Raw genomic sequence first — 17,451 nt, forward strand, 5'->3', positions numbered from 1 at the left:
AAAATCCGACCCGAAAAAGCCTTGAGTAATCGTGTGACTCTGCCGATAGTTGACCCAGATATCGGTATAAGGGCTTTTGGGTGTGAGGTATTTCAATTGGTCGCGGGTGCTCGTGCTGGTTGTGCTTGCACTTGTGTCCGCGCAATCCGTTTTTGCCAGCGACAGTTTCCTAGACCCGCAGGGGCCGATTGCGGCCGTGCAGAAAACCCATCTGCTGCGCGCAACGGCTCTGATCCTGATTGCGGTGATCCCGGTGTTGGTGCTGGTACCCCTGATCGCCTATCGCTATCGCCGCCGCCCCGACACCTCTGCCGCTTACCGGCCCAAATGGGATTTCTCTGGTCCGCTGGAATTTGCCATGTGGGGGGTGCCGGTACTGATCGTGGCCATCCTGTCGTTCTACTTGTGGAAAGCGACGCATCGGCTTGATCCCTATGCCGCGCCGTTTGGAGATCAGCCTGCCGTGAACGTTCAGGTTGTGGGGCTCGACTGGAAATGGCTGTTCATCTACCCCGATCATGGCATCGCCAGCGTGGGAGAGTTCGGCATACCCGTGAACCAGCAGGTGGCCCTGACCTTGACGACCGATACGGTCATGCAATCCTTCATGATCCCGGCGCTGGCAGGGCAGATTTACGCGATGCCCGGCATGACAACCAAATTGCATCTGGTGGCCGACACCCCCCGGACCATGCAGGGCGAAAACACCCAATATAACGGCCGTGGGTTCACCAAGCAGAAATTCGTGACGCAAGCGATGCAACCGGGCGATTTTGAGGTCTGGGTCAACAGCGTCCGCACCCATGGCATTCCGCTGACCGATGAGACCTATCAAACATTGGCCATGCGCACCGACCGCGATGAGGTACAGGCCGCGTTGGGTACGCCGCTCATGCCGCTCAACGCGCTGTATTTCACGCTTGAGGAGGGGGATTTGTTCCACTCGATCCTGCACCGATATCACGGTGGGCAACCGCTACCGACAGATCAGCAACCCGGAACCGCAACCTATGGGCAGGAGGGTGCGCAATGACGTCGGAAGCAGGAGGGCTGATCGGGCGGTTAAGCTGGGATGCGTTCCCGATCGTAGGTCTGATCCAGACGCCGAACGCCAATGAGATCGTGGCCAATGCCGCCGCCGCCGTTGTTCTGGTCGGGGTGGTTGCCGTTGTAGGGCTGCTGACATGGTTCCGCCTGTGGGGGCCCTTGTGGCGTGATTGGCTGACCAGTGCGGATCACAAGAAAATCGGTATCATGTACATCGTCTTTGCGATCGTCATGCTGGCGCGTGGGGTGCTGGAAGGCGTCGTTATGCGCGCCCAGCAGGCTGCGGGGCCTGGGGACGGGTTCCTTGAAGCCGAACATTTCGCCGAGCTTTTCAGCACCCATGGCACGATCATGGTGTTCTTTGTGGCGGTGCCCTTTGTGTTTGGGGTCGCGAACTTTCTGATCCCCCTGATGATCGGCGCGCGTGATGTTGCCTTTCCGGTCATGAACCAGATCGGCTTGGGCCTGACGGTTTCTGCCGGGATGATGTTGATGGTTTCGCTGGTGGTGGGCGCTTTCTCGACCGGAGGGTGGACGGCCTATCCGCCCTATACCGGCGCCGCGTTCAACCCGGGGGTCGGGCCGGATTACTGGATTTGGGCGATTGTCGTATCGGGGATCGGCACCACCCTGACAGGAATCAACTTTGCGGTGACGATCTACAAGCTGCGGGCGCCGGGTATGACCTTCATGCGGCTGCCGATGTATTGCTGGACGATCATTTGCAGCTCGATCCTGATCATCTTTGCAATGCCGCCTTTGGGTGTGGCCGCCTTGATGTTGGCGGCTGACCGGTATCTGGATTTCCACTTTTTCACCAATGACCTTGGCGGCAACATGATGAACTACGCCAATCTGTTCTGGCTGTTCGGCCACCCCGAGGTCTATTTGTTGGTTCTGCCCGCCTACGGGATCTATTCCGAGATTTTCGCCACCTTTTCGGCCAAACGGCTTTACGGTTACAACTCGCTGGTTATTGCGACCATGTCGATTGCGATCCTGTCCTTTACCGTCTGGCTGCACCATTTTTTCACCATGGGGCAAAGCGCGCTGATCAATGCGGTTTTCGGGATCGCCACGATGCTGATTGCCATCCCGACCGGTGTGAAAGTCTATGACTGGATGGCGACGCTGTTTCGCGGGCGCATCCGGTTTTCGGTGCCGATGCTTTACGGTTTGGCCTTCCTGATGCTCTTTGTGATCGGAGGGCTGTCGGGTGTCATTCTTGCCAATCCGACCATCGACTATCAGGTGCACAATACTTTGTTCTTGGTGGCCCATTTCCACAATGTGCTACTGCCGGGGGTGCTGTTCGGGCTGTTGGCCGGATATAACTATTGGTTCCCCAAGGCCTTCGGATTTCGCCTGAACGAAACATGGGGCCGGATCTCGGTGGTCCTGTGGACGGTCGGGTTCATGCTGACCTTCCTGCCGCTTTATTTCGTGGGACTGATGGGGATGCCGCGCCGGTCGTTCAGTTGGGAAGACCCCAGCTTTCACCCTTATATGATCGTGGCTGCCCTGGGCTCGCTGGTCATTCTGGCCGCACTTCTGTCGGTTGTCGCGCAGTTGTGGGTCAGTATCAAACAGCGTGAAACCACACGCGTTCCTGTCGGGGACCCATGGGACGCGCGCACGTTGGAATGGTCCATCCCGGCCCCGCCGCCGCCCTATAATTTCGCCGTTATCCCGCAGGTGACAGACCGTGACGACTTTGTCGAAGCGAAAGAGCGCGGCGCGGCCTATCCAACGCCGGATGCCTACGAGGATATCCTGCTGCCGCGCAACACAAGCATCGGTTTCATCCTCTGCGTGCTCAGCGGGGTGTGGATGTTCGCACTTGTCTGGTGGATCTGGTGGCTGGCGGCGCTGACTACCGGTCTGATGCTCGTGTCCTTCATCGCCTGGACGTTCAGAACCGATACCGAAGAAGTTATCTCAGCCGAACAGGTGCGCAAGGAACACGAGGCCTGGCTGGATCTGGTCCGCGCAGCGACCCCCGTTGACCGCGATCACGAATATGCGTCGGAAAACCGCGGTCTCGCTCGCCCCGATCTGGAGGTGGCGACATGAAACGCGCGCCCACTCACAGCTATCCGGGCCTGAATCTTGGTCGCCGCCACCCCGGCGCGGACAAGGCCAGTGAGGTCGTCTCGTTCGGGTTCTGGGTCTTTCTGATGAGCGATCTGGTTTATTTCGGCCTGATGTTCGCCATCTACATCACCATGATCGACGCTCAGGCCGGTGGCCCCGGTCCGCATGAGCTGTTCGATCTGACCAGTATTTTCGCCCAGACGCTGATCCTGCTGACCAGCAGCCTGACGGTCGGGCTGGCAATGCTGGCGCTGAAATACAACCTGCCCCGATCCCGCATCGTGATGTGGTTCGGGATAACGCTGGTCCTTGGCCTCAGCTTTCTGGTGCTGGAACTGCGCGACTTTATGGCCATGGCAGAGAAGGGCGGAGTACCCCAGCGCAGCGGCTTCCTGTCGGCATTCTACGGGTTAGTCCCGCTACACGGGCTGCATGTTGCGGCGGGGTGTCTGTGGTTGGTCGTGCTGGGCATACAGCTGCGCGTCTTTGGCCTGACTGATGTGCTGATGTCCCGCGTTGTGCGTCTGGCGCTGTTCTGGCACTTTCTCGACCTGATCTGGATCGGCATCATCACTATCGTCTACTTCGGAGGGCTGACCTATGGATAACCTCACCGAGATGCACCGGCGCGAACGCAGACGCTATGTTGTCGGTTACGGCGGTTCATTGGTGCTGACGCTGATCGTTTTCATCATTGCCTATGTGTTCGGCATTAAAACCACGGGCGTCTACCTGACGATTGGTCTGTTGGGCCTGGCCCAACTGATCGTGCAACTGGTGTATTTCCTGCATATTGATCGCCGCCGCAGCAGCCGCGAGGATTTGGACCTCGTGCTGTTTTCAACGCTTGTCCTGTTGATCATCATCGTGGGCACGGTCTGGATCATGGGCAATCTGTCGGTGCGGATGCATACCTATCCGATGTAGCCCGCCGGGGCCGCAATCAGTCACTGCGTCAGCCACATTCCCAGTACTACCGCCCCCCAGCATAGGGCAAGGCTGAACGCGATGTTGCCAGCGGCCAACACAAGGGTGCGTTCTCGTTTCAGGTCCAGCGTTTGATAGGCAAAGCTAGAAAACGTGGTGAAGCCGCCGCAGAATCCGAATACCAGTCGCCGTGCCTCCTCCCCCATCTCGACCGGCCCGCCGAGAACCCCTATCCAAAGCCCCAGCAACAGGCTGCCCAGCACGTTCACAAACAGCGTTGCAATCGGCAGATCGTGCCGCAGCCGCAAGGCGATCCAATGGCGCAGAACCGCTCCCAACCCTCCGCCGAGGCCAAAGATGGCGTGCAGATAGGCTTCGGTCATCTGGCCCCCTTCACGCCGTGAACGCGCCGCCCGACTGCCTCACCCAACAGGGCTGCGGCAAGGCCAAAGACAATCTCGGACGTGGCAGCATAGACCGCGCCCCATGGGCTAGTTGAGGCGATCGCGGCCAGATCGGCCACGAAAGAGGAAAAGGTGGACAGCCCGCCGCAAAACCCCACAGCTCCCAGATGCAATACATGCGCATGAACCCGGTGCCGGATGGAATAGAGCCAGCCTAGAACGAAACAGGCAAGAACATTGATCCCGAAGGTCGTCGTTACGGCCAAGATACTGGGCAGCGGGACCGACAACCCTTCACGCAGCAGCGAACCTGCCGCGCCGCCGACAAAAACGGCAAGGAACATGCGCCCAATGTTGGGTTGAAGTTTGCTATCAGTCACAGACCCTGCCCAGTTCTTTGTGCCTTTCGGCATACCCACTGGCTGGGGACGGATCAACCATCGACCGCCACTATCACGAATCCGCTGGAACAGGTGACAAATGGCATAAACGCTTGCAACAAAATATCGAATTGCCCAACTTCCGATGTAACGCAGGCCAGTTCAGGAGAGCCCCAATGATAGTCCGCCGACTCTATTACTTTCTAAGCTGTGTTTGCCTGCCGCTGACCCTGATCCTTGGGTTTGTCTGGTCTCCGATCCATTGGCTGTTGATCTTGCTGATCCCCTACGCAGTGATCGGTCTGTACGACATACTGACGACGAAGCACAATGTTCTGAACAATTACCCGGTGCTTGGGCATTTTCGCTATATGCTGGAGTTTGTCAGCCCCGAAATCCGCCAGTATTTCGTAGAAACGAACGAAAGTGGCCGCCCCTATAACCGAATTGTTCGCGGGTTGGTCTATTCCCGCGCGAAAGGTCAGGTGGACACGCAGGCTTTTGGGACGCAGTACGATATCAATTCCGTGGGTTATCACCGCACCAATCACTCACTCGCCCCCAAACATGTGGACGAAAGCGAAGAGCGCGTTTTGCTTGGCGGTCCGCAATGCTCCCAGCCTTACAATGCTTCGCGCCTGAACGTGTCGGCGATGAGCTTTGGCGCGCTTAGTGCAAATGCGATCAGGGCTCTGAACGGCGGTGCCAAGGATGGAGGATTTGCTCATAACACTGGCGAGGGCGGTTTGTCTCCGCATCATCTGGCCGAGGGTGGGGATATCATCTGGCAGATCGGAACCGGCTATTTTGGATGCCGCTCAGCGGATGGCGGGTTCGACAAGGACAAATTCGCCGAAAAGGCCAAAAAGGACGTTGTAAAGGCAATTGAGATCAAACTGTCGCAGGGGGCCAAGCCCTCGCATGGGGGGGTGTTGCCTGCCGCCAAGGTTGATGAGGAGATTGCTGAAATTCGTGGCGTTCCGGTGCACCAGGACGTCATTTCGCCCCCCACGCACTCCGCCTTTGAGGGTCCGACCGGATTGATGCAGTTCGTTCAGCATCTGCGTGAGATGTCGGGTGGTAAGCCGGTTGGCTTCAAGCTATGCATCGGTCGCCCGTCGGAATTCATGGCAATCTGCAAAGCGATGCTTGAGACAGGCATTCTGCCGGATTTCATCACTATTGACGGGTCCGAAGGGGGCACTGGCGCGGCTCCGGTCGAGTTCACCAACCGTCTGGGCATGCCTCTGAACGAGGCATTGATCTTTGTGAACAATTGCCTGCGTGGCGCAGGGTTGCGCGACAAGATCCGGGTGATTTGTTCGGGCAAAGTGGCCACCGGTTATGACATGATCGAGAAATTCGCGCTTGGTGCGGATATGTGTAACGCGGCAAGGGCGATGATGTTTGCCATTGGTTGTATTCAGGCGCTGCATTGCAACACCAACCGCTGCCCATCCGGCGTCGCCACGCAGGACCCGGTTCGTGGTCGCGCCGTGAACGTGCCGCAGAAACGACAGCGGGTTCATCGCTATCACGACGCCACGCTGGAAAGTTTCCGCGAAATTCTGGGGGCCATGGGCAAAGAGAAAGTGTCCGAACTTAACCCCTCGGATATCCGGCGTCGTACAGCGGATGAGCGAGAGCACTCTTACGCAGAACTGTACGATATCGTGGAAGAGGGCGCGTTCCTGGGCGATGCCGTCCCGGATGAGTTCGCAGCCGATTGGAAAATCGCCTCGGCCCAGCATTTCTGATTTTTTTCACGCGCGCGCCAAGGATTGACCTTTTCCATCCGTCTTACTCATCGTGATGCGTATGGAAACATCGGATGAGGATCTGGCCCGGGCGGCGGCAAAAGGCGACGCGGACGCGTTCGCTTCTCTTTTGCGGCGCCACTATGACCGGATTTTCCGGCTGTGTTTCCGGCTGACCGGGCGGGCGGATCAGGCTGAGGACCTGACGCAGGATATCTGCGCGGCGCTTCCTTTGAAAGTCCAGGCCTTTCAGGCGCGGGCCAAGTTCACCACATGGCTTTATCGTGTGGTGGTCAATGCAGCCGAGGATGCGCGTCGCCGCGCCACTTCTCACAGTCGCGCCGCAGCAGGGTGGGGCGACGTCGAACAGATGCGTCGGGCCGAAGCGACCGAGGCCGCCGAGGCCGTGGATTGGTTGCAAAGGGCAATGCGCAGCCTGCCGCAGGATTTGCAGGAGACGCTTGCCCTGACCCTTGAGGAAGAGATGACCCACGCGCAGGCGGCTGAGGTTCTGGGCGTGTCTGAAGGGACGGTCTCGTGGCGTATGTCGGACATCCGAAAGCGCTTGCGGGCCATGCGGCAAGAGGAATTGGACCAATGACCGACGATCTTGACCATCTCAAATCGCTGATGGATGCGGCAACACCCGCCCCCGACAGCGCACGCCGGGCGAATAATCTGGACCGGGCACGAAAATCTTTTGCGCGTGCCCAAGGATCTCGCGTCGGCGCACGTCCCACTGTCAAGCGTGGCCCAGTAGCCCGCCTGACAGAAGGAGCGATTTTCATGCTGAATTCCCTGACTTCCCGTGGTGTTCTGACCGCTACAACAGCCCTTGGGGCTATCGCATTGGTGCTTATTGTCCCGCAGATGCAAACTGGCCCGCTGCGCGTGACGGACCAGATCGAAAGCCGGGTTGTTGAACCGGCAACTATCCCTCAGCCGTTGCCACAAGCCGAGGAAAAATTTGCCGACGCTATCGCCGCTGCCCCGCAGGCGCTGAGCAAGCGCGCGGAAGGTGCAAACAGCGAGCCGACGGTTCGCCTCGGTCGAGATAATGTCGCCGAGGTTGCCCGGATCGCCCCGGCTGCACCCGACGTCGTAGTCGCATCAACTCCGAACACAGAAGCCTTCGCAAACGCCGATATCAATCCACTGAAAGTCACGGCCGAGAACCCAGTTTCGACCTTCTCGATCGACGTGGACACGGCATCCTATGCAATTGTCCGGTCCTCGTTGTTGAATGGTCAGATGCCGCCGAAAGACGCGGTGCGGGTGGAAGAGATGTTGAATTACTTCCCCTACGCCTATCCGGCACCCGATGGTGAGGCCCCGTTTCGTCCGACGATCACGGTCAGCCCGACGCCTTGGAACGCGGGAACGCAGCTTGTGCATATCGGTATTCAGGGCGCGCTGCCCCAGATTGCCGAACGTCCGCCCCTGAATCTTGTGTTTTTGATCGACAGTTCAGGCTCGATGCAGGATGCAAACAAGCTGCCGCTTCTTAAACAGTCTTTCCGGCTGTTGCTGTCGGAACTTGGGCCTGAAGATCAGGTCTCAATCGTGACCTATGCGGGCAATACAGGGCAGGTGCTGGAACCGACCCTGGCCACCGAGCGGAGTAAGATTTTGGCGGCGCTGGATAAGCTCGAGGCTGGAGGCGGGACCGCCGGACAAGCCGGGTTGCAACAGGCCTATCAGGTGGCCGAGGAGATTGCGTCGGATGGCGAGGTGACGCGGGTCATTCTGGCAACGGACGGTGATTTCAATGTGGGGCTGTCGGATCCGGAGGCTTTGAAGGACTTCATCGCTCGGAAACGCGACAGCGGAACTTATCTGAGCGTTTTGGGCTTTGGACGCGGCAATCTGGATGATGCCACGATGCAGGCCTTAGCGCAGAACGGGAACGGGCAGGCGGCCTATATCGACACGTTGGGCGAGGCGCGTAAAGTGCTGGTCGATCAATTGACCGGCGTGCTGTTTCCGATTGCCAACGACGTCAAAATTCAGGTCGAGTTCAACCCCGCGCAAATCGCCGAATATCGCCTGATTGGCTATGAGACGCGGGCACTTCAGCGTCAGGACTTTGACAATGATGCAATCGATGCAGGCGATATCGGGGCAGGGCACAGTGTGACTGCGATTTACGAAGTCACACCTGTCGGCTCCGACGCGATCCGCAATGGTCCCTTGCGCTATGGCGCGTCTCAGGTGGTCGCGGATACGGACAAGGAGATCGGATATTTCAAATTGCGCTACAAGCAACCCGGATCGGACCGCAGCCAGTTGATCGAAAACCCTATTCGTTTCGACCAGGGCGTTGTGACGGACGATGTCGCGTTTTCCCACGCGATTGCGGGATACGCTCAGGCGCTGCGGGGCGGTGAATATCTGGGCAATTGGTCTTATCCGCAAGCCATCGATATGGCCACGGCGGCACGGGGGGACGATCCGTTTGGATACAGGGCCGAGGCAATCATGTTGATGCGCCTGGCCCAGTCCTTGGCCGATTAGAACGACCTTGGGTTATTGGTTGAGTGTGTGTGTATTCTTCGAACGCTCCACTCGACCGCGTCGCGCATGGTTTTGCCCAGGGCGATATCGAAAGCGTTGACCAGATCCGGGGTTTGTTCACTTTCGGCAATCACGGCTTCCTGAAACGAACCAGACGCTATGATCTTGTCTTCGAACTCGTCGATTATCTTGATGTTCATGCGCACTTCTATGCGAACGGTCGACTCGCCATCTGTGCCGCTGACGACTATGCCCTGAAACTCGCGCAGATCGGGGACGATGACATAATCTGCTCGAAGGCCAACAGTGGACCGTCCAACCGCGGCCACTTTGCCGCTGTTTTCATAGCTTTCAACCATTAGCGCCTGCACGATCAGGGGAGCTCGGTCGACCCAACGCGCGCGGGACAGGTACTGTACTTGCAGATGCGAAGGCTGGATCGCAATCTGATCCGTATTGACCGCCGCCGTTGCGGTCGGCTCTTCTACAACGATCTGTTTCTGTACGCGTGGCAGCGACGATGAAAACGTGCTTTTAGGCGTCAGCAGATACAGGTCGTTGGGCTTTGACGCCTGTTGCAACGTACCCAGCCCGGTGCATCCAGCAAGAACCACTGCCGCCAGAACGAAAGGAAGAAACCTGATCATTGGCGAAACTCCGATGCTTGAGTGCCCAGCAGAAACCGCGCTGGGTCACGTTCAACCTTATCGACCAGCCGATCCAAAGTGACCACCAATCGTTGGGATTGCTCGATGAACCGGGTGAATTGGGGCAGGCCAACGCGCATGAAATCCGAAATCTGACGGCGATTTTCCTGGACGATTCCGTCAATCGTTCCCAACAGGTTCGAGGCCGATTCCGACGCGCTGAGGATATCCTTGGAAATCTCGTCCAGCCTGTCGGTGACGCTGGTGACAGTGGTTGCTACCTGATTGGCGGCGTTGCGGATGTCGGCCATGACAGCGCCCACGTCTTCGTTGATCACGCGATTGGCTGAATCAAAGGCGCTCTCGGCAGATGTCAGCGTGCCTTTTGCGGTGTCCATTGCACCGGTGATAGAGCCCAGTGTTTCGTTGGCATTCAGGAAGGTTTCCGTGGCAGTCGCAAGCGCCACGCTGCCTTCATCTGACAGGCCGGACAGATTTTCTGCCAGAGATGAGGCGCGGTCAATAAACGGCCTCAGATCCTGCTGGATAACCTGGTCTGCGGTCTCAAAAGTCGTCTTGGCGCTATCCAGCGCGGCGGCAGCGGATTCAGAGGCCGTCTTGACGCTATTCAGTGTATCGGTTCCGGTGGTCAGAGTGGTCTCGGCCGTATCGGCGAGCTGATCCAGGCGTTTGGAGAAGTCCGAAATCTCTCGGGCAGCGCCGCCCAGATCGGCCGAGAGGGATTCGAAATCTGACAGAGTCTTGTCCAGCCGCCCGGTGGCCGAGGCGACGTTGGCCAGAATATCGGACACGGCCTGCCGGTTTTTATCGTCTACAACCTCGTTGATGTCTTCAAGCAGGGTGATGGCTTTCTCCATCAACAAAGGCGCGCCTTCGAAGAGGGACTGAATGGCGCTGCGTTTGCTTTGGATCAGGCTGTTCTGCGGTAGGCGTTCTGCGGTTGACGATCCACCGGTCAGTTCCACGAAACTAACGCCGGTCACCCCAAGTGATTGCAATTGCGCAATAGTTTCGGATGTCACCGGGATTTCCGCGTCCACCTCAAGACGGACTCGTACTTTCGAAGGATCGTCCTCATCCAGCTCCAGCGAAATGACCTGTCCGACGGGCAACCCGTTATAGCTGACCCCACCGGCGGCGGAGAGGCCCGAGACATTGTCGAACAGCACCTCATAATACGCGTATTGGCGCGAGATTTCGAATTTGGCGAGCCAAAGGAAGAACCCGAACGCACCAAGAATGCCCGCAAGCGTGAAGGCACCGATCAGGATATAATTTGCTCGGGTCTCCATTGCCGTTACCTGCCTAGCCCTTTTTCTTGTGCCGCGCGTGCCCTTGGGCCGGTGAAATACTCTTGCACCCAAGGATGATCGACTTTGGTCATTTCTTCAATCGGACCTTCAACCAGGACGCGTTTTTCTGCAAGTACGGCAATCCGGTCACAGATGGCATAAAGGCTGTCCAGATCATGAGTTACCATGAAAACGGTCAGCCCAAGCGCGTGTTGCAACTCGCCGATCAGATCGTCATAGGCGGCGGCCCCGATCGGGTCCAAACCGGCGGTGGGTTCGTCCAGAAAGACAATCTCGGGGTCCAGCGCCAGCGCACGTGCAAGGGCGGCGCGTTTACGCATCCCTCCGGATAATTCGGACGGAAACTTGCCGCAGCTAAATTGTGGCAGGCCGACAAGGCTGATCTTGAGGTTTCCTAATGCGCACATCAGGCTTTCACTGAGGCCCGTGTGTTCGCGAAGCGGCGCCATGATGTTTTGCAACACGGTCAGAGAGGAAAACAGCGCGCCATCCTGAAACGCAACGCCCCAGCGCTGTTCAATCCGGCGGCGTTCCTGTTCGGGGCCGTTCACAACATTGACGCCCAGAACCTCGATACTGCCAGCGGCCGGTTTGTTTAGCCCGACGATCGTGCGCAGCAGAACGGATTTCCCGGTGCCTGATCCGCCAACGATGCCCAGAACTTCACCGCGCCAGACATCTAAATCCAGATTTTGATGCACGATCTGAGGGCCGAATTGGTTGGTCAGGTTGCGCACGCGGATAACAGCTTCGCGCTGTGTGTCCGCCTTTTGGCTGTGCTGCGGCAAAGTCCCGTCCATGTTAGACACCCATCACCGAAAAGAAGATGGAAAACAAGGCGTCCAAGGCGATCACCATAAAAATGGATTGAACCACAGACGCCGTTGTGCGCTGCCCAACGCTTTGGGCCGAGCCCTTGACCTGTAACGCCTGCCAGCAGGCAATCACCCCGATCACAAGCGCAAAGAACGGGGCCTTGATCATGCCGATGGCAAATTGCCAGATGCCGGTGTTTTCCTTCAGACGCGTGGCGAACATGCCGGGGCTGACGCCCAGATCAATCCAGCTCATCAATCCGCCGCCGATCAGGGCCGCCATATTGGCAATGAACCCCAGAATGGGCAGCATGACCAGCAATGCCATGACGCGGGGTATGACCAGAACTTCGATCGGATCCAGGCCGAGGGTCCTCATCGCGTCAATCTCTTCTTGCACTTTCATCGACCCGATCGAGGCCGTAAAGGCCGAGCCAGAGCGGCCCGCCACGATGATGGCCGTGAGCAAAATGCCCAGTTCCCGAAGGACCGAGATCGAGATCAACTCGACCACGAAGATCTCGGCTCCGAATTGCTTCAGCTGGGTTGCGCCCTGAAACGCCAGAACCACCCCGATCAGAAAGCCCATCAGCGCGACTATTGGAATGGCGCGAAAGCCGGTTTCCTCCATTTGCGACACAAGCGCGGCACCGCGCAGTCGTCGAGGCATCATTAGGGTGCGCATCAACCGGTGCAGGGTCATCCCAAGGAATTCCAGCATCGACAGCGTGTCTTTCCACCCTCCTGCAGTCCGCTTGCCCAGACTTTCGATCCAATCTGCGAAACTGCGACTAGTGTCTTCTGATTCCGGATCCTCGGGGATGTTGCGTGTGACCGTCTCGATCAGGTCGGAATACGCGGGCAACGCCCCTTGAAACCGCACCTCGGCTCCGGCCAGTTTCGCCCTATGCGCAAGGTCGGCAACCACCCAAGCCCCACTGGTGTCCAGCGCCTGGATTCCAGACAGATCAATGATCAGATTGCTATCGTCAGGCTTATACGCCGCAAAGCTCTGTTCGACGCTACTGAGTGTCTGAGTCAGCAAGTCTCCGGACACCCGAAGGTAAACGCCGTCGGCGCTTGTTTCCGAATTCAGGCTAGGTCGCGTCATGGCTGTATGTGATGTAAAACAGTGTGGGGCTGCAATGTAATTTTTTGGGAAGAAGCAATTTTGTCCCTGCATCATGTCGTGAATGCGACAAGCCCCAAAGCCTGATTGCGCGTGGTCTATACCTATTGCTCAATTCACCTGTTCAGGACAGTGTGGCCGCAGGTTAAATTCGGGTTTGAGAGAATTGACATGCCGCAGTCGGGGAATGTCCTTTTCATTGTTATTGATCAGCTTCGGGCAGATTGTCTGAGCGGCGCTCTGGCGGATTGTATCGAGCTGCCGAATCTCAGGGCGTTGATAGCTGATGCCGTCCGCTTTGACCGCCATTTTTCAGTCGCCAATCCCTGCGGGCCGTCACGGGCATCTATCCTGACCGGGCAATATGCGATGAACCACCGGTCTGTGCGCAACGGAACGCCGCTGCGGCATGACACGCCCAGCATCGCATCGGAAATGCGAAAGGCGGGGTATCGCCCGATGTTGTTCGGCTATACCGATACTTCGGCGGACCCAAGGGCCTATGATGCGTCAGACCCGATCCTCAAATCTTATGAGCATCCGATGCCTGGTTTTGATGAAGTGCTGGAGATGCGGTTGGAGGAGTCCTATCCTTGGCGCGCCCATCTGATGCAAAAGGGCTATGCGTTTCAGGACTATTGGGATCTTCACAAGCCAACCGCACCCGACGGTGGCGCGCCAAGGCTGAACGATCCCGCACCTTATCGGGCCGAGGACAGCGACACAGCCTTTCTGACGGACAGCTTCCTGAACCATATGGCGCCGATGGCCGGTCAGGGCTGGTTTGCGCATTTGACCTATATCCGGCCGCATCCGCCGCTGGTGGCCCCGTCGCCCTATAACGACATGTATGATCCCGCCGCGTTGCCTTTGCCGATCCGGCACGCAGACGAGGCGCAAGATCGCGCCATGCACCCGTTCTTTGAGCCGACCATAGACCGCCATAGCGCACGAGACGTTGTGTTGGGGTTCGATGAAGTCGAACCGAGTGATCAGAATATTCAGACATTGCGGTCCGTCTATCTGGGCCTGACCACAGAGGTCGATCACCATATTGGGCGAGTTATCCAGTTTTTGAAAGACAGTGGCCAGTATGAGCAGACGCTTATCGTAGTGACCGCAGACCATGGCGAGATGCTGGGCGATCATCATAGCTGGGGCAAAATGACGGTGTTTGACGCCGCCTATCATACGCCACTGATCATTCGGGTGCCGGGCAATCAGGCACAGGCCGGTCAGGTTGTGACCGTTCCGACCGAGTCCATTGACATTGCGCCCACCATCCTCGACTGGGTTGGCCGGACGCCGCCCAATGCGATGGACGGACGGTCATTGCTGCCCTTGCTGACGGGGGACGCGCCCGAAGATTGGCGCAATTATACCTACAGCGAACTGGATTTCGGAGACCCGCAAGCAAATACTCTGTGGCAACAGAAGCTTGGAACCGGCCATAGCGACTCGAACCTGTCCATCTTGCGCGACGCGCGGTTTACTTTGGTCGAATTTGCCGCCGACTTGCCGCCCATTCTGTTCGATCACCAACAGTCCGGTGAAATGCAAAACGTAGCCAACGATCCGGTCTATGCGGCTGATTTGGCGCGATTGGGGCGGCAGATGCTACGTCACCGGATGCGCAATACGGATCATACGCTGTCCTTGCATTCCATCACCTCGGATGGACCGAAGGTGCAAACCCGCTATTGACGCGCACCGGCGCGAATGTCGCGCCTGTGCCCTCTACACCTGGGAAAGATCCGGTGCTACGCATATGTCGGGGAGGACGGGTTTGGACTTAACTGACAAGAACATAAAGGCCATGACGACCGCAGGCCTAAACCTGATTGGTCAGGGGCTGTCGATCTATGACAGCCAGTTGCGGATGGTCGTCAGTAATCGTCCGTTTCAGGAAATGTTCGATTTGCCGGATCGCTTGGTCCAGCCCGGCGCGTTCTTTCATGACACGATCCGATATCTTGCCGAACTTGGCGAATATGGCGACGTAGCCGATGTCGATACAATCGTTGAACAGCGTGTCCAACAGGCACTTGCTTTCGAACCCCACTATATGGAACGCGTGCGGGCCAATGGGCAGGTGATCTCGGTCGAGGGGGCACCGCTTCCTAAAGGTGGCTGGGTCGCCGTTTATACCGACATAACCAACACCAAACAGGCTGAGGCCCTGTTGCGTGCCCGATCCGAGGAATTGTCCGAACAACTTCTGGACCGGGCCGAAGAATTGACAGCAACAAACCGGAAACTGGCTGCGACGATCTCGGCGCTAGAGGAAGCCAAGCGACAGTTGACCGAGATCGAAGCCCGTACCCGGATGACGACAGAAATGATGCCAGCCCATATCGCGCATCTGGATTCTGAGGGACGCTATGACTACTCGAACCGCCGTCTGAGCACCGTACTGCCTGGCCGTCCGTCCGATATACTTGGGATGCATATTTCGCAAGCGTTGGGATCGGCCACATATCTCCGGGTCGAAGCGCATTTGCAAAATGCCTATGGCGGAGAACCCTCGGTTTTCGAGTTTAACGAGGATCAGGATTCCCGTCGCATTCGGGTCTCGTTCACGCCAGATGGCGAAGGAGGCGTCTATGTCATGTCGGTGGACATCACCGAAGAAACGCAGGCCAGAGTCGCACTGCAACAAACACGTCGTCGGGCGATGGCTGCCCAGATGACCAGCGGGCTGGCGCATGATTTCTCGAACCTGTTGACGATCATTCTGGGCATACAGTCGCGGCTGCAAAAGATGGATCTGCCTGAAAGCGCCCGAGAACTGGTGGCCGCCACGCAACAGACGGCGCGCCGAGGCGGCCAGCTTCTAAACCGCATCGCTGACATGACCGGCAGCAGAACGCCGCAGCCCAAGGCAACCGATATGCGAGGTTTGTTAGAGGATTTGCGTATCCTTGCCTCACCCTCTCTGCCACGCGGCGTGGGTCTTTCGGTGGTGAATACTCTGCCCGATGAGGCGCTGATGCTGGATCCGGGCATGGTGCAGGACGCATTGTTGAACTTGGTTCTGAATGCGCGCGATGCTTGTGGCGGCTCGGGGCAGGTGACGATCAGCGCACATACGATCGGGACAATCTGGATCGAAATTGCGGTGTCCGATACCGGCCCCGGTTTCTCGCTCGAGGCGCTGGACAAGGCGCTGAACCCGTTCTTTACCACCAAGGGCGACAAAGGATCGGGCCTGGGGCTGCCAATGGTCTATGACACGGTGAAACTGGCAGGCGGCGATCTGAGCCTGCGCAACACGCCGTCCGGTGCATCCGTCGTTCTGCGGCTGCCCTATCGTCCCGCGCCGCCGGTGCAGGAAGGGTTGGTCTTGTTGGTCGAAGATAGCGATGCCTTGCGCCAGAACTTTCGCGATATGCTGATTGATCTGGGGTTCACTGTAATCGAAGCCACCTCGGCCGACGAAGCGCTGGCTTTGACCAGTGACCTGAACGACATCGCGTTGGTTTTGTCAGATATTCGGCTTGAAGGGGATGCAACCGGTTTGGACTTGCTGACACGGATGCGGTCACGTTTACCAACAATCCTGATGACATCCCTGCCATATTCCGACCCGTTACACCGCGAAGCTCTGACGCGCGCCCCTGTTCTGCGCAAACCCTTTACGCGGGCACAACTTTCCGCCCTTCTCCGATCCGAGGTTGCTTGATGACACAGCCATTGGTCACCATCGTCGATGACGAACCTGAAATCCGCCGCATCCTGACCGATGCCCTGGAAGATGCCGGGTTCCGGACTCAAAGCTTCGCCCGAGCCCGCGAATTCGAGGCGTCGCTAAAACGCGCCACACCCGATGTCTGCCTTGTGGATCTGTCCCTGCCCGACACGGACGGCTTGGCGCTGGTGCACCGGTTGGCGTTGGAGCAAGGCGCGGCAGTCATCATCATTTCCGGCCGAGCGCAAGTTCAGGACCGCGTCACAGGGCTTGAATTGGGGGCCGATGACTATATCACCAAACCCTTTGATCCTGCCGAAGTTGTTGCGCGTATCCGCGCCCGATTGCGATCGCCGCGGGTACAGGCCGTGCAGTCGGATACGGCCCGCTTTAACGGCTGGTCGGCTTATTTCGATCGCTACATCCTTGAGAACGAGGATGGTGCGGAAACTTCGTTCAGCCATGCGGAAGGCGAAGTTCTACGACTGTTTCTTGAAAGTCCTAAACGCTTGATCAGCCGCGCTCAGATGCAAGAGGCGCTGGGTGGGGGAGCCGGTGACAGTTTTGACAGGGCCATGGATGTGCGCATATCTCGGCTGCGGACGAAGCTGGGTGAAGACCCTAAAAACCCGCGTCTGATCAAGACGATTTATGGCGCAGGATATATTTTTCTGGGGGATGTTGAGTGGGCCTGATCGGACGGTCTCATAGTCGT

General features: G+C 57.9%; 17 protein-coding genes. 10 read left to right on the top strand and 7 right to left on the bottom strand.

Annotated elements, in window-relative coordinates; genetic code table 11:
- Positions 1 to 112: 112 nt before the first annotated feature.
- Genes GOV79_RS11900 through GOV79_RS11915 form a run of 4 tightly spaced genes read left to right on the top strand, consistent with a single transcriptional unit; the run spans position 113 to position 4,068 of the window.
- Positions 113 to 1,033, top strand: a complete 921-nt coding sequence (locus GOV79_RS11900; protein WP_331252559.1) for a cytochrome ubiquinol oxidase subunit II — start codon at positions 113 to 115, stop codon at positions 1,031 to 1,033.
- Entirely contained in the window at positions 1,030 to 3,120 is a 2,091-nt protein-coding gene (locus tag GOV79_RS11905) for a cbb3-type cytochrome c oxidase subunit I (RefSeq protein ID WP_170789936.1), read from the top strand. Before GOV79_RS11900 ends, GOV79_RS11905 begins: the two co-directional genes overlap by 4 nt.
- Positions 3,117 to 3,749 carry a cytochrome c oxidase subunit 3 gene (locus GOV79_RS11910; RefSeq protein WP_170789937.1) on the top strand — a complete coding sequence of 211 codons (633 nt, stop codon included), beginning with the start codon at positions 3,117 to 3,119 and terminating at the stop codon, positions 3,747 to 3,749. The genes GOV79_RS11905 and GOV79_RS11910 overlap by 4 nt, the downstream gene beginning before the upstream one ends.
- On the top strand, positions 3,742 to 4,068 hold the full coding sequence (locus GOV79_RS11915; protein WP_237217442.1) for a cytochrome o ubiquinol oxidase subunit IV: 327 nt from the start codon (positions 3,742 to 3,744) through the stop codon (positions 4,066 to 4,068). The genes GOV79_RS11910 and GOV79_RS11915 overlap by 8 nt, the downstream gene beginning before the upstream one ends.
- A gap of 20 nt (positions 4,069 to 4,088) precedes the next feature.
- Here the strand turns inward: GOV79_RS11915 and GOV79_RS11920 are convergent, their stop codons facing one another.
- Positions 4,089 to 4,451: a fluoride efflux transporter FluC gene (locus GOV79_RS11920; protein WP_170773343.1), complete on the bottom strand. Its 363-nt coding sequence runs from the start codon at positions 4,449 to 4,451 to the stop codon at positions 4,089 to 4,091.
- A complete protein-coding gene (locus tag GOV79_RS11925; RefSeq protein WP_331252561.1) occupies positions 4,448 to 4,852 on the bottom strand; it encodes a fluoride efflux transporter FluC in 405 nt (134 codons plus the stop codon). The genes GOV79_RS11920 and GOV79_RS11925 overlap by 4 nt, the downstream gene beginning before the upstream one ends.
- A 176-nt stretch (positions 4,853 to 5,028) precedes the next feature.
- Here GOV79_RS11925 and GOV79_RS11930 point away from each other — a divergent pair, with 176 nt between their 5' ends.
- From GOV79_RS11930 to GOV79_RS11940, 3 genes are all read left to right on the top strand, one after another.
- The gene (locus GOV79_RS11930) at positions 5,029 to 6,609 is read left to right on the top strand and encodes an FMN-binding glutamate synthase family protein (protein WP_170789938.1); all 1,581 of its coding nucleotides are present in this window, start codon (positions 5,029 to 5,031) and stop codon (positions 6,607 to 6,609) included.
- 61 nt (positions 6,610 to 6,670) lie between these two features.
- Positions 6,671 to 7,210 (top strand): RNA polymerase sigma factor, encoded by a 540-nt coding sequence (locus GOV79_RS11935; protein WP_170773347.1) that lies wholly within the window; start codon positions 6,671 to 6,673, stop codon positions 7,208 to 7,210.
- Entirely contained in the window at positions 7,207 to 9,123 is a 1,917-nt protein-coding gene (locus tag GOV79_RS11940) for a vWA domain-containing protein (protein ID WP_170789939.1), read from the top strand. The genes GOV79_RS11935 and GOV79_RS11940 overlap by 4 nt, the downstream gene beginning before the upstream one ends.
- Here the strand turns inward: GOV79_RS11940 and GOV79_RS11945 are convergent.
- From GOV79_RS11945 to GOV79_RS22345, 5 genes are all read right to left on the bottom strand, one after another.
- Positions 9,120 to 9,770: an ABC-type transport auxiliary lipoprotein family protein gene (locus tag GOV79_RS11945; RefSeq protein WP_170785788.1), complete on the bottom strand. Its 651-nt coding sequence runs from the start codon at positions 9,768 to 9,770 to the stop codon at positions 9,120 to 9,122. The two genes, GOV79_RS11940 and GOV79_RS11945, sit on opposite strands and share 4 nt — an antisense overlap.
- The gene (locus GOV79_RS11950) at positions 9,767 to 11,083 is read right to left on the bottom strand and encodes an MlaD family protein (protein ID WP_170789940.1); all 1,317 of its coding nucleotides are present in this window, start codon (positions 11,081 to 11,083) and stop codon (positions 9,767 to 9,769) included. The genes GOV79_RS11945 and GOV79_RS11950 overlap by 4 nt, the downstream gene beginning before the upstream one ends.
- A 5-nt stretch (positions 11,084 to 11,088) precedes the next feature.
- A complete protein-coding gene (locus GOV79_RS11955) occupies positions 11,089 to 11,904 on the bottom strand; it encodes an ABC transporter ATP-binding protein (protein WP_170789941.1) in 816 nt (271 codons plus the stop codon).
- A 1-nt stretch (position 11,905) separates the two neighbouring features.
- Positions 11,906 to 13,030 carry an ABC transporter permease gene (locus GOV79_RS11960; protein ID WP_170785795.1) on the bottom strand — a complete coding sequence of 375 codons (1,125 nt, stop codon included), beginning with the start codon at positions 13,028 to 13,030 and terminating at the stop codon, positions 11,906 to 11,908.
- A 129-nt stretch (positions 13,031 to 13,159) separates the two neighbouring features.
- The gene (locus GOV79_RS22345; RefSeq protein ID WP_237218023.1) at positions 13,160 to 13,357 is read right to left on the bottom strand and encodes a hypothetical protein; all 198 of its coding nucleotides are present in this window, start codon (positions 13,355 to 13,357) and stop codon (positions 13,160 to 13,162) included.
- On the opposite strand from GOV79_RS22345, the gene GOV79_RS11965 reads away from it, so the two are divergent.
- From GOV79_RS11965 to GOV79_RS11975, 3 genes are all read left to right on the top strand, one after another.
- A complete protein-coding gene (locus GOV79_RS11965; RefSeq protein ID WP_237218018.1) occupies positions 13,277 to 14,752 on the top strand; it encodes a sulfatase-like hydrolase/transferase in 1,476 nt (491 codons plus the stop codon). The genes GOV79_RS22345 and GOV79_RS11965 overlap by 81 nt on opposite strands.
- Positions 14,753 to 14,816: 64 nt before the next feature.
- On the top strand, positions 14,817 to 16,730 hold the full coding sequence (locus tag GOV79_RS11970) for a PAS-domain containing protein (protein ID WP_408015518.1): 1,914 nt from the start codon (positions 14,817 to 14,819) through the stop codon (positions 16,728 to 16,730).
- Positions 16,730 to 17,431 carry a response regulator transcription factor gene (locus GOV79_RS11975; RefSeq protein WP_170785802.1) on the top strand — a complete coding sequence of 234 codons (702 nt, stop codon included), beginning with the start codon at positions 16,730 to 16,732 and terminating at the stop codon, positions 17,429 to 17,431. Before GOV79_RS11970 ends, GOV79_RS11975 begins: the two co-directional genes overlap by 1 nt.
- The last annotated feature ends 20 nt before the right edge of the window (positions 17,432 to 17,451 follow it).

The organism is Ruegeria lacuscaerulensis, assembly GCF_013034745.1.
Lineage (GTDB): Bacteria > Pseudomonadota > Alphaproteobacteria > Rhodobacterales > Rhodobacteraceae > Ruegeria > Ruegeria lacuscaerulensis_B.

Excerpts from the sequence above, each read along its gene's own strand:
- GOV79_RS11905 (WP_170789936.1), top strand. The coding sequence starts at position 1,030 with ATGACGTCGGAAGCAGGAGGGCTGATCGGGCGGTTAAGCTGGGATGCG.
- GOV79_RS11910 (WP_170789937.1), top strand. The coding sequence starts at position 3,117 with ATGAAACGCGCGCCCACTCACAGCTATCCGGGCCTGAATCTTGGTCGC.
- GOV79_RS11915 (WP_237217442.1), top strand. The coding sequence starts at position 3,742 with ATGGATAACCTCACCGAGATGCACCGGCGCGAACGCAGACGCTATGTT.
- GOV79_RS11920 (WP_170773343.1), bottom strand. The coding sequence starts at position 4,451 with ATGACCGAAGCCTATCTGCACGCCATCTTTGGCCTCGGCGGAGGGTTG.
- GOV79_RS11930 (WP_170789938.1), top strand. The coding sequence starts at position 5,029 with ATGATAGTCCGCCGACTCTATTACTTTCTAAGCTGTGTTTGCCTGCCG.
- GOV79_RS11935 (WP_170773347.1), top strand. The coding sequence starts at position 6,671 with ATGGAAACATCGGATGAGGATCTGGCCCGGGCGGCGGCAAAAGGCGAC.
- GOV79_RS11940 (WP_170789939.1), top strand. The coding sequence starts at position 7,207 with ATGACCGACGATCTTGACCATCTCAAATCGCTGATGGATGCGGCAACA.
- GOV79_RS11945 (WP_170785788.1), bottom strand. The coding sequence starts at position 9,770 with ATGATCAGGTTTCTTCCTTTCGTTCTGGCGGCAGTGGTTCTTGCTGGA.
- GOV79_RS11950 (WP_170789940.1), bottom strand. The coding sequence starts at position 11,083 with ATGGAGACCCGAGCAAATTATATCCTGATCGGTGCCTTCACGCTTGCG.
- GOV79_RS11955 (WP_170789941.1), bottom strand. The coding sequence starts at position 11,904 with ATGGACGGGACTTTGCCGCAGCACAGCCAAAAGGCGGACACACAGCGC.
- GOV79_RS11960 (WP_170785795.1), bottom strand. The coding sequence starts at position 13,030 with ATGACGCGACCTAGCCTGAATTCGGAAACAAGCGCCGACGGCGTTTAC.
- GOV79_RS22345 (WP_237218023.1), bottom strand. The coding sequence starts at position 13,357 with ATGGCGGTCAAAGCGGACGGCATCAGCTATCAACGCCCTGAGATTCGG.
- GOV79_RS11970 (WP_408015518.1), top strand. The coding sequence starts at position 14,817 with ATGTCGGGGAGGACGGGTTTGGACTTAACTGACAAGAACATAAAGGCC.
- GOV79_RS11975 (WP_170785802.1), top strand. The coding sequence starts at position 16,730 with ATGACACAGCCATTGGTCACCATCGTCGATGACGAACCTGAAATCCGC.